Genomic DNA, 24,961 nt, shown 5'->3' with positions numbered 1-24,961 from the left:
CATGGAAGACGCCGCCGAGCCGTCCTGCGAACTGTGGACCTACATCCTCAACGACGGCGGCCGCCCCAAGGACCATCTGTGGCCGCCGGACAGCGAGTCGGCCATCACGGCGCTCGCCCTGGCGTGGGGCAGGGCCGCGATCGCCCTGGACACCGCGCTGAAGATCTCCGAGTCCGCCGCGACCGAGCTGCTCAACACCTGGCCCGACGCGGCGGGTTACGCCATGGTGCACAAGCTCCAGTCCGTGAACAACGGTTCCTCCGGCGGGGGCGGGATCTCGCAACTGCACACCGTCATGACCAAGGTGGCGGTGTGCTGCGCGTCCTACGCGGCGCAGATCGCCGGGGCCAAGCAGATGGTCCGGGAGATGGTGCACCGCAACGAGGGCCGGTTCGAGCTGGCGGGCCTCATCGGCGGAACCCACGCCTTCTGGTGGTCGGCAAGCGATGCGCGGAACGCGCGGCGGTGGTTCGCGAAACGGCTGGCCACGCAGATCGCGGTCGCGCTCGGCGATCACGAGAACCGCAGCGTCCTCGAACAGGTCGAGGCATTCGGCGGCGGCCTGTTCGACGCCCTCGCCGGCAACCTCGAGGGCATCACCGCGCTGGTCGGCTTCGACTGGGAGAAGGGCTGGAGCTGGGGAACGGCCGGCAACGCCTGGAAGGGACTCGCCGAACTCACGGTGCTGATGTCGAGCGTCGGTCCGATGGCCCTGGGGCTCAACTCGGCCGTGGATCTGCCGTTCCTGCCCAAGGGCGAGCTGGCCAACACCGCGCTCAACATGGGCAAGAGCATCATCGCCTACAACGACTGGAGCACGGATCCGGCCCGCGCGGCCGGCGAGGCCACCTTCAACATCGGGGCGATCATCGGCACCAGGGGCACGTCGTCAGGGTTGCGCGCCCTGGCCACGGCGGCGAAGGCCAGCGATATCGCGTCCGTGGCGCGGTTCGGGGCGCAGCTGGAGAACTTCGCGAACGCCATCCCGCATCTCCCCAGGGTCACGGACCTGGCGCTCGACTCTCTGAAGAAGCTGCCCGGCGTGATCGAGCCGGTCAGGAACCTGTTGGGGCGCGAGCGAACCCCCGGTCTCGAAGCGCCGCGCACCGTGGAGCCCCCCGGCACGGTGGCTCCGGTCAAGGCGCCCCCGGTCGGCGGGTCCCCCGGCGGCGCCAACCCGGTGCGCGGGCCGGGCGTCCCCGATCGAGGCGCCGGCGAGCCGCCGCAGACCGCGCCGCCGGCCAGGGCGCTGCCGACCGAGCCGAAGCCCGTAACCCCGACGCCAGCCGCGCAGCCGCACCCGACGGTCGAACCCGCGCCGACGTCCGCGCCCCGGCCGGTGGCCGAACCACCGGCGGCCGGGCGGTCGCCGAACACCGAACCGACCCAGCACACCGCGCCGCCCAACGCCGCCCCGGCGCACGGCCCCGCCGTCGAACCACCCGGCCGAGGCGGTTCGGGCGTCCCCGCCCACGCCGAGAACCCGCCCGCTCTGGCCGCGCGTGCCGACCCGCCCCCGGCCGCGCCGCACTCGCCGCAACCGGCTCAGGTCCACGGTGGCGAACCCTCGACCGCGCCGGTGGCGGCCAGTTCGCCGCACGACCTCGGAGCCGGCCAGACGCAGCACACCGTCGTCGGCGCCACGCACGATGGCTCGACGGCCCGGCCGGCGTCGGCGGACACCGCGCCGGGTGAGTCGAGGTCGCCGGTGGAGTCGCGGGGCGACCAGGGGGCGACGGCCGAGCCGGTGAGGAACCCGCCGTCGGTCCTGCCGGCCCAGCCGTTGTCCGTTGGCGAGCCGTTGTCCGGTCGGCCCGTGTCGGCTGCCGGCGGGGGCCAGCTTCCGGCTGAGTTGCGGGGGGATCGGGGGCCGGCGTCGGCTGAGCCGCCAGGGGGTCCGCCGGCTGCGGTGTCGCCCGAGCCGAAGGGGGAGCCGCCGTCGGGTCGGTCCGGTCCGGCGCCCGGCGGAACCCAACCGCAGCCGTCGGTCGAGGGCGCGGGGCCGGGCGGTGCGACCGGCCGACCGGGACCAACGGTCGAGCGGCCCGGTGGTTCCGCGCCTGGTGGCCCGGTGCCCGGTGGTTCCGCGCCTGGTGGCCCGGTGGCCGGTGGTTCCGCGCCTGGTGGTCCCGGCCGGTCGGGACCCGGCGCTCCGCCGGTGGCCAGGGCCAACGGCGGGCTCGGGGGCACTCGACCGGCGGGACCCGGCGGCGCGGTCGCGCTCAAGGAACCCCACGCCGAGACCGGCGGGCCGGTCGAGCCGGACGTGCTGCCGCAGCGCGTGCACGAAAGCCCTGCCGAGGCCGTCGAGAACGGTCGGGCCGCCGCGACCGCGCCCCGGGGCGCGGCGGAACTGCCGGCGCTCGAAGGCCGGGGCGGACCGAAGCCCGTCCGGGCGCCGGAAACGGGCGACCGTCCATTCGGGACACATCAGGAGCCGGCGCAGCCCGGCGCGGCCGCCCGAACCGAGCCGCGCACCGGAGATCGCCCCATCGGAGATCGCCCCGTCAGCGAGCAGAAGCCACCGGCGGGGCCGGCAAAGCCGGAGGGAGGGCAGCCGGAAGGTCGAAAGCCGGGGGAGCAGCAGCCCGAACAGTCGAAGCCGCAGCCGTCGAAGCAGGCGAAGGAGCCGTCGCCCGATTCGCCGGCGAAGCCGCCGGGGGAGCCGCCGAAGAAACCGCCGGCACCGCCGGGAGAACCGCCGGACCCACCCGGCGAGCCGCCGGAATCGTCCGGGCCGCACGGGGAACCGCCCGAGGAGCCAGGGAAGACGCCTGGAGAGCCGCGCGAGCCGGGGCCAACCGTGGTGTTCGATCCCGTGACCGGGAAGTTCCACCTGCCCGACACTCCCGAGGTCGAGCAGACGATCCCGCTGCACGAGCGGGTCGACGGGGAGTTTCACCGGATGGCGCAGGAGGCGTCGTTCACCGACGGCCGGATCGTCTTCCAGCACCGTTGGCAAAAGTTGCTGTGGATGCTCCTGAGAGGTTCATCCGCGGAGAGTTCGACGGACCACGGGGTTCATGGGGACATGCCGACCGGCCCGCCGAGCGGTCCGCTGCCCGCGCTGGAGGCTGGTCCTGGGCTGCCGCACCGGACACCCGACGATCCGGTGTCCGGTCCGGGAAGCGAGCCCCCGTTGCGGCCGGGCGATCCGGGCTTGCCGCCGCATCCAGAGCTGAACGAGTTCGTCCCCATCGACCCGGCCTCCGGCAAGCAGGGGCGGCCGGAACCACCGGAGGAGCAGCCGCCCGGTGGGCCTGAGCCGGAGGGGCCGCCTCCACCGGATCCGTCCGGCCCGACGGCCCCGTCAGGCCCGACGCGCCCCACCGAGCCGACCCAACCGCCAGGCACGCCGCATTCGCCGGAGCAGTCGGTTCCAACGGAGCCAGTGAAGCCGCCGGAGCCGGAGCAGCCGCCCCCAGCGGAGCCGTCGAGGGGACCGGAGCAGTCGAGGGAGCAGGAGCAGCCGCCCCGAACGGAACCGGTGAAGCCGTCGGAGCCGGCCAAGTCGCCGGAGCCGGTCAAGGGGCCTGAGTCACCCAAGCCTGCGGAGCAGTCGGTTCCAACGGAGCCGGTCAAGCCGTCGCCGGAGCCGGCACAGCCTGTGGAGCCGGTCAAGCCGTCGGAGCCGGCAAGCGCACCCGAATCGCCCAAGCCGGTGGAGCCGTCGAAGGAGCCGGAGCAGTCGCTTCCGCCGGCCTCATCCGAGCCACCCAAGCCGCCGGAACAGCCGCCTCCGCCGGAGCCACCGCACTCTCCCGACCCTCCGGAGTCTCCCGAACCGCTCGGCAACCAGCCCGACGGCTCGTGGCGGGGCGAGGAGTTCGGGCAGCCGCTGCACCTGGATCCCGAGGCGAACCGGGCGGCCAAGGAGTTCATGGAGTCGGCCGCCAGCAACGAACCGGGGATCACCGACGCGCTGCACGATATCGAGCAGCGCATGCAGCGCGACGCCCCCGACGCGCACCTGGAGGGCCTGGAGTACCGGCTCAAGGGCGAGGACTCGCTCAAGCGCAAGCTCTCCGGCGACCTGGCCAACATCGCCGACCACGACCTGTCGCCCGCCGAGGTGTTGGCGAGCATGAAGGACGCGGTCCGCTACACCTTCGAGATCCCAGTGCACGACTACACCCGCGTCGCCGAGCAGGTGCACGACGCGCTGGTGGCGGACGGCTTCGAGAGGTCCGCCTGGAAGAACACCTGGGACAGTGACGGTTACAAGGGCATCAACTCCACCTGGGTGGATCCCCGGACCGGCCAGAAGTTCGAGGTCCAGTTCCACACGCCGGAGAGCCTTGAGGCCAAGACGGTCACCCACGAGCTGTACGAACAGAAGCGGTTGCCCGGCACCTCGGCGGAGGAGGCGGCGGAGCTGCAACGGCGGCAGGACGAGATCTTCGACAGGGTGGAGAAGCCTCCCGGCGCCGCCGAGTTGGATCCGGAGATCGCCCCGAAGGGCAAGGCGCCCGACCCGCCGTCGAAGCCGGAGACCGAGGCCGATCGCATCCACAACGCGATCAACCCGGACCAGCCGCGCGAAGCGACCCTGGATCCGGAGTCCCAACCCACCAACGAGCCGACGCTTGAGTCCACAAAGGATGCTGCCAAGGAGCCGGAACGCGAACCTGCCAAGGAACCGACCCGCGAACCGACTCACGAGCCCGCCAAGGAACCCGTCAAAGAGCAGCCCACCAAGGAGCCCACGGAGGGCGATCCGCACGAGACTCCGCCGGCCACCTCGCACGGTCACGATGGCCACGGCGGCCAGCACGCGGAGCTGACTCCGCCGGACCCGAGCGCCATCCACCACGACGCGGACGCCGTGCACCACATCCTGGACGGAGAGGGCGGAAAGCAGGGCGGTCACCGCGCCGGAACGGGCGTCCCCACCAAGAACGAGTTCCCGGAGCGCTGGACCGACCAGCAGATCCTCGACCGCACCGAGGAGATCGCGCGCACCACCGAACCCGTCGACGGCCCGTACAAGTCGAAGGACAGCGCGGGAAACGATTGCATGGCCTGGGAGTACGTCGCCGAGCGGGACGGCGTGGTCGTCCATGTGGTCGTGTTGGAGGACGGTCGCATCAGGACCGCCTATCCGGAGCCGGGCGGCACCGGCGTGATCGAGAACCCGCCGGCCATCAACCCTCCGCCGAAAGGCACCCCGCCAGGCTCCTCCCCGCGCTACAGCCATCCCGACGTCGGCGGCGACGGCACGTGGACCTACGTCGGGCCGAAGCGGAACAAGGCGACCAAGGTCGTCGAGATCCTCCGGGTCGTCACCGACGGACAGGGGAACACGCTGTCGTCCGAGGTCATCGGACTTCCAGAGAAATGAGTAGGGTCAGCATGCAGACGTGGGCACGGAAGGAAGAGACGGCGTGACGGTCGAGACGTACGAGTCCCGTGCGGTCACGCTGCTGCGCGGGTTGGCCGGACGGCTCGGCGACGGGACGCTGCGAACCCTGTGGTCGTTCCTGGGGGCGGGCGAACTGGTGTTGCTGGAGGACGCGCTCTTCGGCAGCCTCGACTCTGAGTCGGGCGCGCTGGACCCCGGCGAGCTGGACCTGCTCCGCGCGATGCTCGACGACGAGGCTGACCCCCGGTTGTCGGGGATCCGGCTGCTCGCCCCGGACGAACAGCGGCCCGCCTACCGGTTCACGGACGCGGCCGAGGACGCGGCGGCGGAGCCGAACCCGATCGCCGACGAGGTCGCGGTCGAGCTGGCGTCCCGTCGCCCCGAGGTGCGGCGGGTGGTGCGCGCCCTCCGGTTGCCGGCGAACGCGGCGGCGTCGGCCCCGGTAACCTGGGTGTACGTGGTGCAGGCCGCGCCGGGTTCGTATGTGCCGCACGCACTCGCCGGTATCCCGTCGGGGTTTCTGGTGAAGGGGCTGCGGAGCCGCTATCCGGTGGAGCCGGTCGTGCAGGGCGAGGATCTCCCGCCCTACCAGGCGGCGGCGTTGGCCGCCGGACGCCGGCTCTGGCCGGCGTGAGTCCGAGCGGAGGCCGGAGCATGGAGACCGTCACCTACTACGGGCTGCTGTACGGCGACCGACCCCCGGACAACCCCAGCGGCCTGCTTCGCCGCCGGGTGGTCGACGGCGGCGCCCCGGTAGACGAGGTGCTGTCGCGGAACCTGACGTGGGAGCCGTCGGACTTCCTGTACCGGTACCACATGCTCGGGCACAACGACACCGACTACGTCGAGCTGACCGAGGAGCAGGCCGACGCGTTCGTGGCAAAGGTGACCAGGCAGGCCAAGGACAGCAGGTGACCAGGCGGGCCAAGCACACCTGAGGAGACCGCCCCGGCGGCTACCGTTGGCGGCGTGCGCGGAACGCGGCCGCTGTGGCCATACCTGGCGGCCGCGGCCGCTGTGCTCGTGGTCGCGGGCATCGTGGTCGCCAACCTTCGCGGGCCGGACCTCGTGCCGATCGGCCCAACGGGCAGCGGCGACACGAACCTGACCATCGCGGGTCGGGTCGTGGTCGAGCCCTCGGCACCCATCGCGGGCCAGCAGGTCACCGCGCGCGTCACGATCAGCGCGGACCGCGCGGTCGTGCTGCGCGGCCTCGTCGTCAAGGCGCGCGACGAGGCCGGCGCGTTCCACGACTTCCCCGAGCTGGCGGACGTCACGGTCGACACGACCTCGAAGGAACTCGTGTCGCGCCGCCGGTTCGACGCGCCGGGCATTTACACCTACTACCTGGCCTACCGGCTCGACGGGGACTGGGTCGGCCTGCCGCCGTGGCAGACCGTCACGATCGGCGGACCCAGCCCCACGACGGGCTGACCTGCCGCCCGATCACGCCGCGCTGACCGGCAGGGTCAGCTCGAAGATCGCGCCGCCCTCGTCGGCGTTGTAGACCGACAGCGTGCCGCCGTGCGCCTGCGCCACCCACCGCACGATCGACAGCCCGAGCCCCGAGGACCCGCCGGTGCTGCTGAACCGGTCGAAGGCGTCCTCGACGGCCGCGGCGTCGATGCCGGGCCCGTGGTCGGCCACCGTGACGGTGCCACCGGCCACCGTGATGTGCACGATCGCCTCCTCGCCGGGCCTGCGGCCGTACCGCACCGCGTTGTTCAGCAGGTTGCCGACGGCCCGCTGCAACAGCGTCGGGTCGGCGTCCACCTTGGTCGGCGCCGCGGTGACGGTGACCTGAGCGCCCTCCGCGTGGGTGTCCTCGACCACGCCGGTCACCAGCTGGTCCAGCCACACCGGCTGGATGGTCAGCTGCTCGACGCCGGCCGCGAGCCTGGCCCGCACCAGCAGGTCGTCGATGATGCTGCCCATCCGCACGGCCAGCCGAACCGTGCGCGGCAGCAGGTCGGCCCGCTGGGTCGGGTTGTCCAGCGCGGTCTCGGCGAGCGCGCGCAGCGCGGCCACCGGGGTGCGCAGGTCGTGCGCGGTCTCGGCGAGCAGCACCTCCTGCTGTTGCAGCGCCGCCGCGGCCGGCTGGATCGACCGCCCGGACAGCAGGTGCCCGGCGACGCCGAGCGCGGCGACCAGCAGCACGCAGCCGCCGACCACCAGCAGCACCAGCCTGGTGTGGGCCTCCTGCACCGGCCGGGTGTCCGCGACCGCGACCACCGCGCCGATGTACCTGCCGTTGGCGGGGTTGAGCAGCGGCTCCACCCGCACCCGCACCAGGTCGCCGTTGCTGCCGGTCTGGTAGCCGGTGACGATCCCGTGCGTGCGCACCGCGTCGGCGGCCAGCCCGTTGAGCACGCCGGTGTCCATCGGCACGCACGTCTTGGTCGACAGGTGCGCCTGGAACTCGGGCGCGCCGCCGGGCATGATCGCGAACTGCGGGCAGCTGGAGTTCAGCTCGTCGCTGTTGACCATGCTGAAGTTGATGGTCCCGTCGAAGCTGACCTGGCGGCTGATCGCCGAGGTGACCCGGTCCAGCTGGACGTCGATCTGCGCGATGCCCTGCGCGTCGTCCCGGCTGAGCACGAACCAGGCGAGGATCACCAGCCCGACGGTGTTCATCCCGGTGAACAGCGCGGTCAGCACCCAGCGCAGCCTGCGCAGCCGGTCGGCCGACGAGCCGTTCACGCCGCGCCGAGCCGGTAGCCGATGCCGCGCACGGTGTGGATCAGCTCGGGCTCGCGCAGCTTGCGGCGCAACCGTTTCACCACGACGTCGACAACGTTGGACATCGGGTCGGTCTGCGTGTCCCAGCAGTGCTCGATCAGGTCGGCCCGCCGCACCGTGTGCTCGGCCCTGCCGAGCAGGTACTCCAACACGGCGAACTCCTTGTTCGACAAGGTGAGCAGCACGCCGTCCCTGCGCACCTCGCGGCGCGCGCAGTCCATCACGAGGTCGTCGTGCCGCAGCACCGTCGGCCGGTCGACGCCCGCGCGCCGACACAGGTTGACCACCCGCTCGGTCAGCTCCGCCACCGCGAACGGCTTCACCAGGTAGTCGTCGCCGCCGTGCTCGAACCCGGCGATCCGGTCCGCGAGGCTGTCGCGCGCGGTGAGGAACAGCACCGGCGCGCTCCAGCCGAGCTGGCGCTGCGCGTGCACGTAGCCGATGGCGTCGCCGTCCGGCAGCATCCGGTCGAACACCACGCAGTCGTAGTCCTGGTCGCGCACCGCCCGGTGCGCCGCCGCGATGTCGTCGGCGGTGTCGACGTCGAGGCCGGTCGCGTGCAGCTGGGCGGCCACCGCGACCCGCAGATTCTCGTCGTCCTCGACGACCAAGACCCGTGTCATCAAAACCTCATGCGTGCGGACGGAAAGTAGACGCATGCAGTTTCGCGTACTCGGTCCGCTCGAGGCACACCGTCGACACGGTGTGCGGATCGAGGTGCGGGCCAAGAAGCCTGCCGCGTTGCTGGCGGTGTTGCTCCTGAACGCTAACGCGTGGGTGAGCGTTGACCAGTTGATCGACGCGATTTGGCATGAACAGGCCGTGCCGCTGTCCGCCGTCCGCAACCTGCGCAGCTACGTGTGCCAGCTGCGCAGGGACCTCGGCGACCGGCTGGAGGGCCGGCCGGGCGGCTACCGGATCACGGTGCTGCCCGGCGAGCTGGACACCGACGAGGTCCGCGCGCACGCCGAGGCCGCCAGGTCGGCGCTGGCCGACGGCTCGCCCTCGGCCGCGGCGGAGCACCTGGCCGACGCGCTGGCGCTGTGGCGGGGCGCGCCGTTCGACGGGCTCGGCTTCGCCACCGCGCGGACGGCCGTCGCCGCGCTGGACGTGCTGCGCGGGGAGCTGCGCGGACTCCTCGCCGACGCGCACCTCGCGCTGGGCGGGCCGGCCGGGCCGCGCCGGGCCGCCAGCGACCCCGGGGTCGACCCGGCACCGGCCGAGCACACCGCGCCGGTGCTCGGCCGGCCCCATCCGTCGCCAACCGCACCCGACATCGACCGGAGGTCGCCCGCCGTGCGCGCCCTGCCAACCGGACAGCTCACCCTGGTGGAGAACACCCCGACCCGTGGCCAGGCCGGCATCGACGCGCTCATCGCGTCGGCCGTCAGCGACGTGCTGATCATGAGTTCCAGCGCGGGCGCAGGCCGGATCGGCACGTTCCACCGGGTCGACCACGACAACCTGCGCCGAGGCGTGCGGTACCGGGTGCTGTTCCCGGACGCCGCCAGGCTGACCGGCGCGCTCAGCAGCCTGTCCTTCGCCGGCGCCGAGGTGCGCACCGACGTCGACATCCCGATGGAGGCGATCGTGATCGACCGGGCCGCCGTGGTGCTGCCCTCGGACCGGGGCAGCGGCGTCGCGGTCTTCCGGCTGCCCGGTGTGCTCACCGCGACGACGGGCCTGTTCGAGCGGATCTGGCCCGCCGCGGTGCCGCTCGTGCCATCGGACCCCACCGAGGCCGAGGACGCCGCCGTGCTGACCCGCCGGGAGCGCGACCTGCTCGCGCTGCTCTGCTCCGGCAGCACCGACGAGTCCGCGGGGGCGCGGTTGGGCATCTCGGTGCGCACGGTGCGGCGGATGGTCGCCGACATCATGAACCGGCTCGGCGCCAGGAGCCGGTTCCAGGCCGGGGTCAAGGTCGCCGACCGGGGTTGGCTGCTGGACGAGGCGGGCTGATGACACTCTCGACACCGGGGCGGACCCTGCTGGTCGCGCACCAGCCCGGCGCCTACCCGACCATCGGCGACGCGCTCGCGGAGGCGCCGGACGGCGCGGTCATCGTCATCGCGGACGGCACCTACCCGGAGACCATCGACCTCACCGACCGGCGGGTGACGCTGGCCGCCGCGGACGGCGCCACGGTGGTCGTCGACGGCAGCGGCGTCGACTGGCCGGTGCTCCGCGCGACCGGCGGATCCGTTGTGCTGCAAGGCATCGGGCTGCTGGCGGGCGGCGCGGCCATCGCCGTCGACGACACCGCCCTCACCGCGCAGCGCTGCACCATCGCGGGCGGGCGCGGGCCCGCGATCAGCATCCGGGGCGCGGCGGCCTTCGCGGTCACCGAGTGCGCCATCGCCGGGGCCGAGCAGGGCGTGGTCATCGAGGGCACGCCCGGCCGGCTGGCGGACACGACCATCCAGGACGTGGCAGGCGACGGCATCGTCGTCTCGCTCGGCGCCGACCCGGTGATCCGCGACTGCACGGTGACCGGGTGCGGGCTGCGCGGGATGTACGTCTACCAGTACGGCAGGCCGGTCGTCGAGGGCTGCGTGGTGTCCCGCACCGGCGACGAGGGCATCTCGGTGGCCAACCACGGCGCGCCGGTGCTTCGGCGCTGCACGGTCCGCGACACGCGCGGCGTCGGCATCGCGTTCGCCCCGGGCTGCGGCGGCGCCGTCGAGGGGTGCCGGGTCGAGAACACCGCCGCGCCGGGCATCTCTCTGGCCGACGGCGCCACGGCGACGGTGACCACCGGCGAGGACGCGGGCCGTTCGGCGGGCGGTGACCAGGCGTTGGACGCGCTGCTGGCCGACCTCGACACGATGATCGGCCTGCCGGGCGTGAAGTCCGAGGTCCGCGCCCTCGTCGACGAGCTCCAGGTGAACGACTGGCGCCGCAGGGCCGGGCTGTCGGTCGGGCCCGCGAGCCACCACCTGATCTTCGCGGGCGCGCCGGGCACCGGGAAGACGACGGTGGCGCGGATCTACGGAAAGCTGTTGAAGGCACTGGGGGTGCTGCCGCGCGGCGAGTTCCACGAGGTGGCCAGGCGCGACCTGGTCGGCCAGTACGTCGGGCACACGGCGGAGAAGACCGCGTCGGTGTTCGAGGAGTCCATCGGCGGGGTGCTGTTCATCGACGAGGCGTACACGCTGTCCCGGTCGGCCGCCTCGGGCGGCGACTTCGGCCAGGAGGCGATCGACACCCTGGTCAAGATGATGGAGGACCGCCGGGACGAGATCGCGGTCATCGTGGCCGGCTACACCGGCGAGATGATCGAGTTCCTGTCCGCCAACCCCGGTCTCGCGTCCCGGTTCGGCAAGACCGTCGAGTTCGAGAACTACACCCCGAACGAACTGCTCGGCATCATCGGCAGGATGGTGTCGGCGGGGGACTACGAGCTGGACAGGGCCGCCGACCCGGTGTTGGTCGACTACTTCGCGCGGATCGCGGACGACCCGAACTTCGGCAACGCCAGGGACGCGCGCAGGCTGTTCGAGGGCGTGCGCAAGGCGCAGTCGCAGCGGCTGCGGCTGCTCGGCCGGATGCCGACCGTCGAGGAGCTGCGCGGTTTGCTGGTCGACGACGTGCTGGCGGCCATCGCGCGCTAGCGTTCCGGTGTGCGGGTACTGGTCACCGAGGACGACGACAACCTGCGGCTGGCGCTGGAGGTGGCGCTGCGCGGCGCCGGTTTCGCCGTGGACACCGCCGCCGACCTGCCCGCCGCCGACGAGGCGCTGTTCGTGAATTCCTACGACTGCGCGGTGTTCGACCGGATGCTGCCCGCCGGTGACGCGCTGCGGTACGTGCACGGCAGGCGGCAGGCGGGCTGGGCGACGCCGGTGCTCTTCCTGACCGCGCGGGACAGCGTGGCCGACCGCGTCGACGACCTGCGCTTCGGCGGCGACGACCACCTCGGGAAGCCGTTCGCAATGGCGGAGCTGCTCGTGCGGGTGCGCACGCTGTGCCGGCGCGGCACGGCGCGACAGCCGACGGTGCTGCGGCACGCGGACGTCGAGCTGGACGGCGACCGACACCACGTGCGCAGGGCCGGCGTGCTCCTCACCGTGACCCGCAAGGAGTTCCTTGTGCTGCAACGGTTGATGATGACGCCGGGCCGGCCGGTCTCGCGGCAGCAGCTGATCGAGCACGCGTGGGACGAGGCGGCCGACCCGGCGTCGAACGTGCTGGACGTCGTGATCGCCCAGCTGCGGCGCAAGCTGCACGATCCGCCGCTGATCGGCACCGTGCGCGGGATCGGCTACCAGATCGGGGCCAGCTAAGGATTCCCTGTGCCGCGACGGCCTAGTTCGCCTCGTCCGCCCGGATCCAGTCGAACATCTCACCGAGGAAGTCCGCGAGCGCCTTCTCCTCGCTGTACCAGGGCGGTTCCTCGCCGCCGTCGTTGACGCGCTGCCACACCTCGGGATCCTCGCTGCCGAGCACCTCGACCGGGAAGCCCCACGACACCACGTCCTGGTTCTCGTCGGCGAACACGAGGTGGCCGCCGTCGACGGCGAGCCGCTCGACGGGAACGAACACGTTGTGACTGTTCAACAACTCGTCGCACGCCCCGATCGTGCGGTAGAGCGCGCGGAGCGACCCTGGCATCGGGTGACCGACCCGCCGCTCGGCGGCGTTGACGTCCTCGGCCGGCACCCCGTCCGACTCGCGCCACGGTCGGTGCAGGTAGCGCGGCGGGAACTCCCGGAACACGGCGTCGAGATCGCTCACCCGGCCAGGCTACGGGTGCGCACGTAGGGGCGGAAACCGAGGCCGCGGTAGAGGCGTCGAGGGAGAAAGCTAGGCCTCGCGCGCCAGCACGGCCATTGCCGCGTTGTGCCCGGGAATGCCGCTGACGCCGCCACCGCGCACGGCGCCTGCTCCGCAGAGCAGGATCCGCTCGTGCGCCGTCTCCACGCCCCACCGCCCGGCCTGCGCCGGATCCTCGGCGTAGGGCCAGGACAGGTCGCGGTGGAAGATGTGGCCGCCCGGCATGCGGAGCTGGTCGGCGAGGTCGAGCGGGCTGCGCGCCTCGAGGCACGGCTCGCCGTCGACCCGCAGCAGGCAGTCCTCGATCGGCTCGGCGAGCACGGTGTTCAGCGACCGCAGCGTCGCCAGCAGCGCGCGGTCGCGCGCCTGCTCGCGGTCGTGCTCGAACAGCCTGGCCGGCATGTGCAGGCCGAACAGCGTGAGCGTCTGCACGCCGGCCGCCCGTTCGGCGTCGCCGAGGATCGAGGGATCGGTCAGCGAGTGGCAGTAGACCTCGCACGGCGGCAGGCTCGGGATGCGGCCGGCGTCGGCCTCGGCGAAGGCGGTGGCCAGCTGGTCGTAGCCCTCGTTGACGTGGAACGTGCCGCTGAACGCCTCCTCCGGCGTCACGCGGTGGTCGCGCAGCCTCGGTAGCCTGCGCAGCACCATGTTCACCTTCAGCTGGGCGCCCTCTGGCGCGGGCTGCGGCGGCGTCTCGCCGAGTAGGCCGGCGAGCACGTGCGGGGCGACGTTGCCGAGCACGTGCCTCGCACCGACGCTGATCTCCTTGTCCCGCAACCGATAGCGCACCTCGCCGGCCGGGTCGACCGAGACGACCTCGGCACCGGTCACCAGCTCAGCGCCCGCGGAGCGGGCCGCGTCGGCGAGCGCGTCGGTGACCGCGCCCATGCCGCCGATCGGCACGTCCCAGTCCCCGGTCCCGTTGCCGATCAGGTGGTACAGCAGGCATCGGTTCTGCCGCAGGCCCGGATCGTCGGCCGAGGCGAAGGTGCCGATCAGCGCGTCGGTCAGCACGACCCCGCGCACCGTGTCGTGCGTGAACAGCTCGCCGAGCGTGTCGCCGAGCGGCCTGCCGAACATGACCTGCCAGGCCCGCTCGTCGTCGATCGCGCGGCGCAGGGACTCCCGGTCCGGCAGGGGTTCGGTGAGCGTGGGGAACACCCGACGCGCGACGCGGCCCGCCAGGTCGTAGAAGTCCCGCCAGGCGGCCAGTTCGCGCGGGCCGCCAGTGACGCGCCGGAAGGACGCGGAGGTGCGCTCGTCGTCCGCCGTGTCCACGAACAGGCCCGAATCGCCGACGGGTGTGTAGGAGGAGATCCGGCGGCGGCGCAGGGGAATCGAGAGCCCCAGCTCCGTCACGATCTTCCTCGGCAGCAGGCTCACCAGGTACGAGTAGCGCGACAGCCGCACGTCGACGCCGGGGAAGCAGCGGGCGGACACCGCCGCGCCGCCGACGTGGTCAAGGCGTTCGAGCACAAGCACGGACAGCCCGGCCCGCGCCAGATACGCGGCCGCCACCAGTCCGTTGTGGCCGCCGCCGACCACCACCACATCCCGCAGGCCGATCATCGCCGGCCAGTATGCCGCCCGGCGCGGCCCGGGGTCCACCGCCGATCGGCGGTGCCCGCCGTCTCGCCGTCCCGCCGTCCGGCCGGGTGACCGGGTGACCGGGTGACCGGGTGACCGGGCACACCCTTGCGCCGCGGCCGTCCAGCGCGTAACGTCCCCAACGTCTCCCCAATGTGGATGCAGGCAGTGAAAACGCCTCCCACGGGAACCTTCGGATCTCTCGTCGCATCGCTGACCGCGGCCCCCGTGCCGCAACCATTTCCAGCGCGAACCGGGATTCCGTCTGCGGCAAGCATCGGCCTGTCCATGGCCCGGTCGCCGCGCATCCACCGAACCTGAAAGAAGAACTCTCATGATCACCACCACCATCATTCCCAGTCAACGCACCGAAACCGACCACGTCAACGAGTCCCGAGTGGACGGTTCGCTCGCCTCAGTGACCGGAATCCTCGACATCGTGGACAACCGCGCCGTGCTCCGCGCCGACGGCTACCTGCCCGGCCCCGGCGACGTCTCCGTCTCTTCGGCGCTGGTCCGCCGACATTCGCTGCGCCGGGGCGACGCCGTCACCGGCAAGGCGGGCCCGGCCGGCAAGGGTCGGCAACAGGCTGCCCTCGTCCAGGTCGACACCGTCAACGGACGAGACCCCGCGCACGCCTCGGCACGGCCGGCGTTCGCGGAGCTGGTTCCCCTGTACCCCAACGAACGCCTGCGGCTGGAGACCGAGTCGCACGCCATGACCGCCAGGGTGACCGACCTGGTCATGCCGGTCGGCAAGGGGCAGCGGGCGCTGATCGTCGCCCCGCCCAAGGCGGGCAAGACCTCTGTGCTGCAAGCGATCGCGCACGGCATCAGCAGGAACCACCCCGAGTGCCACCTGATGTTCGTCCTGGTCGGCGAACGTCCCGAGGAGGTCACCGAGCTGGCCCGCGCCGCGCCCGGCGAGGTCATCGCCGCCACCTTCGACCGTCCGCCGCACGAGCACACCGCGCTCGCCGAGCTGGCCATCGAGCGCGCCAAGCGCCTTGTCGAGCTCGGCGAGGACGTCGTCGTGCTGCTGGACTCGCTGACCAGGCTCGGCCGCGCCTACAACCTGGCCGCCCCGGCGTCCGGGCGGATCCTGTCCGGCGGCGTGGACGCGTCCGCTCTCACCCCGCCGAAGCGGTTCCTCGGCGCGGCCCGCAACATCGAGAACGGCGGCTCGCTGACCATCTTCGCGACCGCGCTCGTGGAGACCGGCTCGGCCGGCGACACGCTGATCTTCGAGGAGTACAAGGGAACCAGCAACGCCGAGCTGAAGCTGGACCGGAAGATCGCGGCCAAGCGAGTCTATCCCGCGGTCGACGTGAGCCAGTCCGGCACCCGCAAGGACGAGCTGCTGCTGTCGGCGGGGGAACGCTTGGCGACCCGCACGCTGCGCAGGGCCCTGGACGGCAGGGACAGCCCGCAGGCCGTCGACATGCTCCTTGACGGCCTCCGCAGGACGCCGACCAACACCGACTTCCTCACCCAGCTGGTCAAGACGACCCCGGGATCCGCCGTGTCATAGGAATTTCATGGCTCCCCACTATCGTCGCCGTCAGTGACCGTCCGCAGACAAGGAGACACGATGCGTACGAAGTCCAGACCGGCCAGGTGGCTGCTGGCGACGGCGAGTGTCGCGGTCGTCGCGGCGACCGTGGCGCTGGCGCCCCTGGCGGCCGCGGACCCCGCGACGCACGCGGCGACCCAGGACATCGCCGACAGGTACCGGGCCAGCAACCAGGCGCCCGGCGTCGGCGTCACCGTCCGGAACGGCGCGACGATGTGGACCGTGGCCAGCGGCAGCCGGGACGTCGGCAGCGTCTCGCCGATCGACGCCGACACCAAGGCGCACATCGGCAGCCTGACCAAGACGTTCACCGCGGCGATCGTCCTTCAGCTGGTCGCCGAGGGGAAGGTCCAGCTGGATACCTCTGTCGAGACCTACCTGCCCGGCGTGGTCGACGGCAACGGGTACGACGGCAGCAAGATCAGCGTGCGCCAGTTGCTCAACCACACCAGCGGGATCGCCGACTACATGACGGCGCAGGGCGGGTTCAACCCGCTCAACCAGCTCGGTCCGCACTCGCTGGCCGAGGTTGCGTCCTGGGGTCTCGCCCAGCCGCCGCTGTTCGCGCCTGGCAAGGGCTGCCAGTACTCCGACACCAACTTCATCATCGCCGGCATGATCATCGAGAAGATCACCGGGAACACCTACGCGCAGGAGGTGTCGTCCAGGATCACCACGCCGCTCGGCCTGACCAACACCTACCTGCCGACGCCGGGCGACCGGTCCATGCCGGCGGGTAGCGAGCGCGGCTACGTCGCGCAGTGGTTCCTCGGCGCGTACTTCTGGGCCGACATCAGCGAGATCGCCGAGCCGAGCGTCGGCGGGTCCGGCGGCGGCCTGGTGTCCACCGGAGCGGACCAGACCAAGTTCCTCCAGGCCCTGCTGGCCGGCCAGGTCGTGCCGCAGGCGCAGCTGGCCGAGATGCTCACGGTCGGCTCGATCGTCGACGCGGCCTCCGGGGACTACCTCGGGCTCGGCATCGTCAAGTTCCAGCTGCCCTGCGGTGAAACGGCCTGGGGGCACTACGGATTGTGGCCCGGCTACACGTCCCTCGTGGCGGCCACGGCCAGCGGCAGGTCCACGTTCATCACGCTCAACGTCACCAGCACGGCCGGCCTGAGCGGCGGCAGCGGCAGTGGCAACGGCGGCAACGGCGCGGTCATCGACAGGCGCGAGGTCATGAACACCGCGCTCTGCGACCGAGGCTGACGCCGAACCACCACCGGGGGTGACGCCGGACCGGGCCCGCGCGGGCCCGGCCCGGCGCCGGCGTTGTCATGCGTCGGTGGTCAGCGCGGGTTCCGCTACGCGCGGCGCGAGCCATCGGTCAAACCACGCGCGGGTGCGGCGGAGCAGGTCGAGCTGGTGGCCGCGCTCCCGGATCGCGTGGCCCTCCCTCGGATAGACGACGAACTCGTGCTCGACCCCGAACCGGCGAAGCGCGCGGTGGAAGAACTCCGCCTGTCCTAACGGGACGTTCGTGTCCTGCTCGCCGTGCAGGATCAACACGGGTGTGCGGATCCTGGCGGTGAACGAGATCGGGCTGCGCCGGTCATGCGGGTGCGGTCCCGTTCCCTCCCAACCGATGCTGCCGCCGAGGCCCGCCTCGAACCGCCCATGCTCGCCGGTCCCGGCGAGCATGCCCCAGTCGCTGATGCCCGCGCCCATGACGGCCGCCCTGAACCGGTCGGTCTGGCCGACCGCCCACGCGGCCGCGAAGCCGCCGTGGCTCCAGCCGCCGATGCCGAGCCGGTCGGCGTCCGCGACGCCGTCGGCGACCAACGCGTCGATGCCGGTCAGCACGTCGGTCCACTCGGCGTCGCCGACCGCGCCGGCGACCCGCGCGGCGAACTCGTGGCCGTGCCCCTGGCCGCCGCGCGCGTTGGGCAGGAACACCGCGTAGCCCGCCGCCGCCAACCACTGCCCCGAGGGATACCAGCCGAGCTGGAGCTGGTCGGCGTACCGGTCGTACGGGCCGCCGTGCACCAGCGTGACGAGCGGGAACGGCCCGTCCCGCCGCGACCGTCCCGGCGGCAGGATCAACAGTCCATCCAGCGCAAGGCCGTCGGATGCCTGGTAGGACAGGCGTTCCTGGCCTCCCCACCGGACTTCACGCAGCGCCGGGCTGGTGTCGCTGAGCCGCCGCAGCGGCCCGTGCGGCGGCCCGGCGTGCACGTCCCTGGGTTCGTGCGCCGTGCTGAGCACAGCCGCGACGACGTCGCCGCGCCGGCTCACGGTGAGCGACCCGGCGAAACCCCTGATGCGGCCGACCTCCGCGAAGCGCAGCCGGGCCGGGTCGAGCCGGTGAATCGCGGAGTCCAGGCCGTCGGCGACCAGCGCGAGCGGCCCGCCGGAGTCGAGCTGGACGAGTTCCGTTGGACACACGGTCATCCCGGCGGTCAGGTTGCGGTGCTCGGCCGATGGCCCGCTCGCCGACACGGCCAGGTCGAACACCGCGGTCCCACCGACCAGGCCGGGCGGGGTGACCGCCAGGTACGCGAGGCGCCAGCCCGTCTCGTCGCGCCACCACGCGAGATCGGACGCCAAAACCCCTGCGGGGCCGAGGTCCCGCACGCTGTCGCCGTCCGGGTCGACCAGGTGCAGCCGGGGTTCGAGCAGGCCGGGGTCCGGATCGGGCGTCGCCAGCGTGAGCACCGCCAGCGGCCCGCCGTCGGGCCGTTGCGCCACTTCGGCCACGTGTCGATCGCCGTGAGCGCACGGAGTTCGGATCCGCCCGGTCCGCAGGTCCAGCAGCCGCAACCGCGCCACCGGCACCCGCTCGCCCCGCACCACGGCATCGTCGCGCCGCTCGGCCCTGCGGACGTCCTCCTCGGTCGGCTCGTCCCGTGCGACCAGCGCGACCAGGTTCGGGTCGGCCAGCGGGAGATGGTCGTCGATCCCGGCCCGCCACGCGGTCAGGGCCTCGGCGTCGCCGCCCGTGCGCGGAATCCGGTGCAGCTGCGGGACTCCGCGTTCCACTCGATCCGACAGGAAGAAGACCGTTGCCGAATCGGCCGCCCAGCGGGGCGTCGAGTCCGCCGTGACTCCCGACGTCAACGCCACCGGCGACGGATCCCCTGCCACGGCGGCGATCCACAGCGCGCTGACCGGATGGTCGCCGGCCCGCCCGACCGAGGCGACGACGAAGGCGACCCAACGCCCGTCGGGCGACAGCGTCGGCGTGGCCGGCACGTCGCCGTCGACCACCAGCTCCCCGGTCAGTTCCCGCGCGTCGTCAGCCACACTCAGTTCCTCCGCTCCGCCAACCCGTTTGGCTTCAGATCATGACAGGGCGGCTCTCCGCGCCCGAGGTCGCCTGCCGGGCGCGGAACCGCACGGTCAGCTCGAGACCGCCGCCGGGATTGGGGCGGGCGGTGACGGCGGCGTCGTGGGCGCGGGCGATCGCGGCGACGATCGACAGGCCGAGACCGGCGCCGTCCGACGGCCCGGTCCTGGCGGCACGCAGGCGGCGGAACGGCTCGAACAGCTCGTCGACCCGGTCGGCAGGGACCTCGGGGCCGGTGTTGCGGACGGTGAGGTCGCCCGTCGAAGCGAGGCGCACCTCGACGGTCCCGCCGGATCGGTTGTGGCGGACCGCGTTGTGCACCAGGTTGGCGACCAACCGGTGCAGCAGCACGGGATCGCCGGCGACCTGGACGGGTTCGGTCGCCAGCGTGACGGCGATGCCCTCCCCGGGAGTCTCGCCGACGGCCTGCCGGACGACGGCGTCGAGCGCAACGGGTTCGCTGGTTTCCAGGCCGTGCTCGCTCTGGGCCAGCACCAGCAGGCCCTCGATCAGCCGCTCGGCGCGGTGGTTGGCTAGCAGGAGTTCCCGGCGGATCTCGTCGAGCCGCTGCGGGGTCGGGTCGTCCAACCCGATCTGGATCGCGGCGCGCTGGATGGCGAGCGGCGTGCGCAGCTCGTGCGAGGCGTTGGCGACGAACCGACGCTGACTGTCCACAGCGGACTGTAGGCGGCCGAGCATGGTGTCGAAGGTGTCGGCCAGTTCTGTGAGCTCGTCGCGCGGACCGGCCAGCGCGATGCGCTCGTGCAGCGTGGACACCGACAGCCGCCGCGCGGTGGCGGTGATGCGGTGCAGCGGGCGCAGCAGCCGGCCGGACAGCCACCAGCCCGCCGCGATCGACACGAGCGTGAGCGCGGCGATCGTGACACCAGAGACGGTCCACTGGTACCGCAGCACCGCGTCGGGCAGATCGGCCACGTCTCCCATGACCGCCCCGGTCATCGGCGAACCGCTCGGCGGCCCCGCGAACGTCGGCGGCGCCGCCTCGGCGATCTTCATGCCGGCGACCCTCTGGTGCAACATCGTCTGTAGCAACAGGTTCACGGTGAGGACCAGGATTGCGGAGGTGGCGACGAAGAGGCCGGTGTGGACGGCGGTCAGCCGCAGCCGCACCGTGCCGCGCCGCCTCACAGCTGGTATCCGGCGCCCGGAATGGTGCGGATGCACGCCAGTTCCCCGAGCTTGGCCCGCAGCCTGCTGACGATGAAGCGGACCACGGTGGTGAACGGGTCGGCGTGCTCGTCCCACGCCTGTTCCAGCAGTGCCTCAGCGCTGACCACCGCGCCGTCCGCCCGCAGCAGCACCTCCAGCACGGCGTACTCCTTGACCGACAACGACAGGTGACGGCCGTCGCGGCTGGCCTGGCGGCGCGGCACGTCGAGCACGATCCCGGCTCGCCGGAGGACCGGCGGCACGGGCGCCCGGCTGCGCCGACCAAGAGCCTGCACCCGCGCCACCAGCTCGCCGTAGTCGAACGGCTTGGTCAGGTAGTCGTCGGCGCCGAGCCCGAGCCCCGCGACGCGGTCGCGCACCGATGCCGCGGCGGTCAGCATCAGGATGCGGGTGCGGGCGCCGGCCTCGGCCAGGTCCCGGCAGATCGTGTCGCCGTGCACCAGCGGCAGGTCCCGGTCGAGCACGAGCACGTCGTAGTCGTGCACGGCGAGCCGCTGCGCGGCCGCGTCGCCGTCGTAGGCCACGTCCACCGCCATCGCGTGCCGCCGCAGCCCCTCGGCCACCAGGTCGGCGAGCGTCCGTTCGTCCTCGGCCACCAGAATCCGCATGTCGACTGGAATAACAGAGCCGGCGCAACGGTGGCGTTAACGTTTGCGTTCACGCCAGGGCAAGCCGGCGACCGCGATCGTTCGCGGCGTGAAACCAAAACTTCTCGCCGCCGCCGTCGCGGCCATCGTGGTCGGTGTCGTCGGCCTCGCCTCCGCCGACCTGTTCGCCAGCGCCGATCCCGATGCCGCGACCGCCGACCACCGGTCGACGTGCACACAAGCCCCCGACCAGCCGGGGCCGCCGCCACCGTTGACCGCGACCACCATCGGCACCATCGAGGCGGCCTACTACTGCGTCCTCGCCAACGACTACAGCGGGCCGGTGCTGGACGACCGCGCCCTGCTGGCGCCAGCATTCGCCGCGATCACCAAGGAGCTGCGCGGCCGCGGTGTCGACCAACCCGACGCGACGCTGCCCGCGCTGACCGGCCACCGGGACGCCGACTGGGCCGCGTTCGCCGCCGCCTACCAGCGGATCGCGGCGGAGCTGCCCGCCGGGGCCGAGGTGCGGCAGGCGGTCGCCGAGGCGGCGATCCGGGGTATGGTGGACAGCCTCGGCGACAACCACGCCGGCTGGCAGCGTCCCGGCCCCAACCCGCACGTTCCGCTGCTGGGCCTGCGCTTCTCCAACGCCGCGGGCGCGCCGCGCCTTGACTCGTCGACGGTCGGCCCGCTCTACGTCACCGACGTCGCTCCCGGCGGCCCTGCCGCGAACGCCGGGATCCGGCTCGGCGACGAGATCGTCGCGATCAACGACCTGCCGTTGTTCGTCAACGGGAAACTGTCCGAGGGCGTGCTGGCGTGGCTCGGCGAGGCGAAGCAGGGCCAGCCGGTGCGGCTCACGCTGCGCCGCCCATCCACCGGCGGCACCGTCGCCGCCACGATCACGCCCGCGCCCTTCCAGCAGGCCCCGCCCAAGGTCGAGTCCACGCTGCTGCCCGGCGGGGTCGCCGTCGTCACGGTGCCCGGCTTCTTCCCAGGGGTGGCCGACCAGGTGTTCGCCGCCGTGGCGAACCTGCGCAAGGGCGCGACGCTGCACGGGCTCGTTCTCGACCTGCGCGGCAACGGCGGCGGCCGAGGGGAGGAGGTCGCCAAGCTGCTCGGCGCCTTCGCGCACGGCAGGACCACCAGCTACCAGTGCGACGTGCACGACCACTGCACGGCCGTGCGCACGGACGACTCCGTGCCCCTGCTGAACCTTCCGCTGGTGGCGCTCACCGACGGCATGTGCGCGTCGGCCTGTGACTCCTTTGCCAGCTCGGTCAAGGATCTGCGCCTCGGCCGCCTGGTCGGCACCCGCACCGCCGGCGTCGTGGCGGGCCAGGCGCTGGGTTCGTCCTCGACGACGGCAGCACCTGCTGTTGCCGAAGCTCCACGAACTCGGCGCGAACCGGGAAATGGTCAACACCATCGGCGTCGCCGTCGACTACCAGGCCCCGATGACCGCAGAGGACCTGTCCGCCGGGCGCGATCCCGGTCTCACCAAGGCGTTGGCCCTGCTGCGCTAGACGCGTCGTCGGGTGCGCGGCAGGCCCCGTCGGTGCGCCGGCGGAGCCTGCCCTGGCCGGCTACGAGCGCACCGAGCCGGTCATCGCCTCGACCGAACCCTGGGTCGTGCCGTTCGGGGTGCAGTTGGCCGGCGAGTACGTCGTGGAGATCGTCCAGGCGATCAGTCGAGGGCTCCCGCAACGTGCGCACCATCCAGGTCCTCATCGACCGCGACAGTATCCTCCGTGGCGCGGCGGCCAGCGGTGAGCAGCCGTGGAAGTACTACGACCTGGGCGAGGGCTACCGCAGCTACGACTTCTTCGCCAAATGTCCCCACCGCAGCAACTCGGCCAGCTCGACAGCATCGCCGGTATCCAGGTTCACGGCAGGCATGGTGGGCGCCGTCGTTGGTCAGTTGGCCGTGTCGAGATCCGAAGCCCGCCACACCGACACCGCGTGCATGTCGCACACGCCGCAGACGATCGCTACCGGATAGTCGCAGCTCGCCTACGGCTGCGAGTAGTCAAACAGGTCCACTTCGTCCTGACCAGGAGCTTGGAACAACCGCTGATACTCCGTCATCAACTCGCGGGTGATCGGTACGGTGCCGACCATTCCCTCGCTGTGGCGAGCGTCAACCCGGCGGACAAGCTCGTCAAACGGTACCGCCAAGTAGTGGAGTTCCACCGAGACGCCAAGCGCCCGGCCCGCAACCCGCATCTCGTCGCGCTCCGCACGCGACCAAAAGCCGAACTCCAAGATCACGCTCTGGCCGATCCTCAGCAAGTCCAGCGCGTGCTTGCGAAACACACGCTCAAGGCGGTCTCGAAACTGTTCGTCGAACAGGTCGACCCCGAGTTCGGCCATCCACTCATCGGGACACAAGCGAAGGGCAGGGACCTCGCTCGCCAGCCGCTTCGCCAGCGTCGTCTTGCCCGAGCCTGGAAGGCCGCACAGCAAGATCAGCCTCGGCAGACGTCGTCCGATCACTCACCGCCTCCAGCTGATCAACCGGCACAGCCGCAAGGAACCCGCCCGGTCGAACATGCTTGCACGATCCCGAAGCGATCGTTACCGGATATTCTCAAGACTTGCAGGTTCACGCGGGATGGATGTCCGCGAGCAGGCCGACCGCGCGGTCCAGCAGGGCCGCCTGGTGCGGCTGTAGCTCCTGCTGTCCCATCCCGCCGAAGTTCGGCTCGAACGGGTCGGGGAACGGCTCGACGCCGGCCATCGCCTCGATCACCGCGAGCCCGCAGAACGGTACGTACACGGGGTTGTAGCCGCCCTCGTGCGACATCGCGACCCGCCCGCCGCACAGTTCGGCCGCCGCCTCCAACAACAGCCCGGTCAGCTCGCGGTAGCCCGCGCTCGTCACCATCTGCCTGGCCAGCGGGTCCGCCGCGTTCGCGTCGTAACCGGAGGCGACAAGGATCAGGTCCGGCCGGAACCGGTGCAGCGCCGGCACGATCACCCGGCGCATCGCCTCGAGGTAGCCGCCGTTGCCGGTGCCGGGCGGCAGCGGGATGTTCAGCGCGTAGCCCGCGCCAGCGCCGGTGCCGCGCTCGTGCAGGTGGCCCGAGTCCGGCGGGAACACCCGGTCCTGGTGCACCGAGATGGTCAGCGTGGCCGGGTCGTCGGCGAACGCGGCCTGCGTGCCGTTGCCGTGGTGCACGTCCCAGTCCACCACGGCGATCCGCTCGACGCCGTGGCTGCGGCGCGCCGCCTTCGCCGCGATCACCAGGTTCGCGAACATGCAAAACCCCATGCCGTGCTCGCGCAGCGCGTGGTGGCCGGGCGGCCGGACCAGCGCGTAGGCGTTGTCCACGGTGCCGTCCAGCACCGCCTGCACGGCCTCGATCACGCCGCCCGCGGCCAACCGCGCGATCTCCACGCCGCCCTTGCCGAACGGACTGCCACCGTCGCCGGCGTCGCCGCCCCGGTCCTGCTCGCTCTGCTCGACCATCCGCCGGAGGTGATCCTCGGTGTGCGCCAACAGGATTTCCTCGTCGGTGGCCTTGCGCGGGCCGATCCGCACCAGCCGGTCGATCAGTCCCGTCGCGACGATCAGCTCGTGGATCCGCCGCTTGGTCTCCGCGTTCTCGAAGTGTTGGAACGGCTGGAGACCCAGGCGCGGATCGGCCGGCAGCATCCCGACGAAACTGCCGGTGTCGTGCCAGGCGTACAGCTCGTGATAGACGTACCCGGTGGCCATCGGCCCTCCTTCCTGCCCCGGCGAAGTATTCGGGACGGGACCAGATCCGGGCTTGTCCGTGGGCGACCGGGTCTTGCTCGTGGACGCACGGGTTCGCTCCCGGTCAACCGCTGTACACCGGGAGGCAAGACCGGCCGGC

18 protein-coding genes and 1 pseudogene are annotated in these 24,961 nt (G+C 72.2%); 10 read left to right on the top strand and 9 right to left on the bottom strand.

Annotated elements, in window-relative coordinates; translation table 11 throughout:
• Position 1: 1 nt before the first annotated feature.
• The 4 genes from F0L68_RS44450 to F0L68_RS01170 are packed head-to-tail and all read left to right on the top strand — an operon-like array spanning position 2 to position 6,796.
• Positions 2–5,341, top strand: coding sequence for a WXG100-like domain-containing protein (locus F0L68_RS44450; protein WP_149847480.1), 5,340 nt, complete (start codon positions 2–4; stop codon positions 5,339–5,341).
• A 43-nt stretch (positions 5,342–5,384) separates the two neighbouring features.
• On the top strand, positions 5,385–5,996 hold the full coding sequence (locus tag F0L68_RS01180; RefSeq protein WP_149847479.1) for a hypothetical protein: 612 nt from the start codon (positions 5,385–5,387) through the stop codon (positions 5,994–5,996).
• A gap of 20 nt (positions 5,997–6,016) precedes the next feature.
• Positions 6,017–6,277 carry a hypothetical protein gene (locus F0L68_RS01175; protein WP_149847478.1) on the top strand — a complete coding sequence of 87 codons (261 nt, stop codon included), beginning with the start codon at positions 6,017–6,019 and terminating at the stop codon, positions 6,275–6,277.
• A gap of 54 nt (positions 6,278–6,331) precedes the next feature.
• Positions 6,332–6,796: a hypothetical protein gene (locus F0L68_RS01170; RefSeq protein ID WP_149847477.1), complete on the top strand. Its 465-nt coding sequence runs from the start codon at positions 6,332–6,334 to the stop codon at positions 6,794–6,796.
• Between the two features lie 12 nt (positions 6,797–6,808).
• Here the strand turns inward: F0L68_RS01170 and F0L68_RS01165 are convergent, their stop codons facing one another.
• Positions 6,809–8,062: a sensor histidine kinase gene (locus F0L68_RS01165; RefSeq protein ID WP_149847476.1), complete on the bottom strand. Its 1,254-nt coding sequence runs from the start codon at positions 8,060–8,062 to the stop codon at positions 6,809–6,811.
• Positions 8,059–8,724 (bottom strand): response regulator transcription factor, encoded by a 666-nt coding sequence (locus F0L68_RS01160; protein ID WP_188316321.1) that lies wholly within the window; start codon positions 8,722–8,724, stop codon positions 8,059–8,061. Before F0L68_RS01160 ends, F0L68_RS01165 begins: the two co-directional genes overlap by 4 nt.
• A 34-nt stretch (positions 8,725–8,758) precedes the next feature.
• On the opposite strand from F0L68_RS01160, the gene F0L68_RS01155 reads away from it, so the two are divergent.
• From F0L68_RS01155 to F0L68_RS01145, 3 genes are read left to right on the top strand one after another with little or no spacing between them, the layout of a single operon-like run.
• Positions 8,759–10,060 (top strand): BTAD domain-containing putative transcriptional regulator, encoded by a 1,302-nt coding sequence (locus tag F0L68_RS01155; protein WP_188316320.1) that lies wholly within the window; start codon positions 8,759–8,761, stop codon positions 10,058–10,060.
• Positions 10,060–11,712, top strand: coding sequence for a right-handed parallel beta-helix repeat-containing protein (locus F0L68_RS01150; RefSeq protein WP_149847474.1), 1,653 nt, complete (start codon positions 10,060–10,062; stop codon positions 11,710–11,712). Before F0L68_RS01155 ends, F0L68_RS01150 begins: the two co-directional genes overlap by 1 nt.
• 9 nt (positions 11,713–11,721) lie before the next feature.
• Positions 11,722–12,384, top strand: coding sequence for a winged helix-turn-helix domain-containing protein (locus tag F0L68_RS01145; protein ID WP_149847473.1), 663 nt, complete (start codon positions 11,722–11,724; stop codon positions 12,382–12,384).
• A gap of 22 nt (positions 12,385–12,406) precedes the next feature.
• Here the strand turns inward: F0L68_RS01145 and F0L68_RS01140 are convergent, their stop codons facing one another.
• Positions 12,407–12,835 (bottom strand): SMI1/KNR4 family protein, encoded by a 429-nt coding sequence (locus F0L68_RS01140; RefSeq protein WP_149847472.1) that lies wholly within the window; start codon positions 12,833–12,835, stop codon positions 12,407–12,409.
• A 69-nt stretch (positions 12,836–12,904) separates the two neighbouring features.
• Positions 12,905–14,443, bottom strand: a complete 1,539-nt coding sequence (locus F0L68_RS01135; RefSeq protein WP_223198387.1) for a phytoene desaturase family protein — start codon at positions 14,441–14,443, stop codon at positions 12,905–12,907.
• A 406-nt stretch (positions 14,444–14,849) separates the two neighbouring features.
• Here F0L68_RS01135 and F0L68_RS01130 point away from each other — a divergent pair.
• Both F0L68_RS01130 and F0L68_RS01125 read left to right on the top strand, forming a co-directional pair.
• Positions 14,850–15,992, top strand: a pseudogene (locus F0L68_RS01130) (transcription termination factor Rho, short form); the annotation flags it as partial.
• 60 nt (positions 15,993–16,052) lie between these two features.
• A complete protein-coding gene (locus F0L68_RS01125) occupies positions 16,053–17,243 on the top strand; it encodes a serine hydrolase domain-containing protein (protein ID WP_149847470.1) in 1,191 nt (396 codons plus the stop codon).
• A gap of 66 nt (positions 17,244–17,309) precedes the next feature.
• On the opposite strand, the gene F0L68_RS01120 is transcribed toward F0L68_RS01125, so the two are convergent.
• The 3 genes from F0L68_RS01120 to F0L68_RS01110 are packed head-to-tail and all read right to left on the bottom strand — an operon-like array spanning position 17,310 to position 21,119.
• Positions 17,310–19,277, bottom strand: a complete 1,968-nt coding sequence (locus F0L68_RS01120) for a S9 family peptidase (protein ID WP_223198386.1) — start codon at positions 19,275–19,277, stop codon at positions 17,310–17,312.
• A 34-nt stretch (positions 19,278–19,311) separates the two neighbouring features.
• Positions 19,312–20,469 carry a sensor histidine kinase gene (locus F0L68_RS01115; protein WP_223198385.1) on the bottom strand — a complete coding sequence of 386 codons (1,158 nt, stop codon included), beginning with the start codon at positions 20,467–20,469 and terminating at the stop codon, positions 19,312–19,314.
• A complete protein-coding gene (locus tag F0L68_RS01110; RefSeq protein WP_149847469.1) occupies positions 20,466–21,119 on the bottom strand; it encodes a response regulator transcription factor in 654 nt (217 codons plus the stop codon). The genes F0L68_RS01115 and F0L68_RS01110 overlap by 4 nt, the downstream gene beginning before the upstream one ends.
• A gap of 88 nt (positions 21,120–21,207) precedes the next feature.
• On the opposite strand from F0L68_RS01110, the gene F0L68_RS01105 reads away from it, so the two are divergent.
• Positions 21,208–23,103 (top strand): S41 family peptidase, encoded by a 1,896-nt coding sequence (locus F0L68_RS01105; protein WP_149847468.1) that lies wholly within the window; start codon positions 21,208–21,210, stop codon positions 23,101–23,103.
• Positions 23,104–23,114: 11 nt separating this feature from the next.
• Here the strand turns inward: F0L68_RS01105 and F0L68_RS01100 are convergent, their stop codons facing one another.
• Together F0L68_RS01100 and F0L68_RS01095 are read right to left on the bottom strand one after the other, a co-directional pair.
• The gene (locus F0L68_RS01100) at positions 23,115–23,597 is read right to left on the bottom strand and encodes a P-loop nucleotide/nucleoside kinase family protein (RefSeq protein ID WP_149847467.1); all 483 of its coding nucleotides are present in this window, start codon (positions 23,595–23,597) and stop codon (positions 23,115–23,117) included.
• 109 nt (positions 23,598–23,706) lie between these two features.
• A complete protein-coding gene (locus F0L68_RS01095) occupies positions 23,707–24,822 on the bottom strand; it encodes a class II histone deacetylase (protein ID WP_149847466.1) in 1,116 nt (371 codons plus the stop codon).
• Positions 24,823–24,961: the final 139 nt, after the last annotated feature.

The organism is Solihabitans fulvus (genome assembly GCF_008386585.1).
Lineage (GTDB): Bacteria > Actinomycetota > Actinomycetes > Mycobacteriales > Pseudonocardiaceae > Solihabitans > Solihabitans fulvus.
This window is presented reverse-complemented; position numbering and strand designations above follow the sequence as displayed.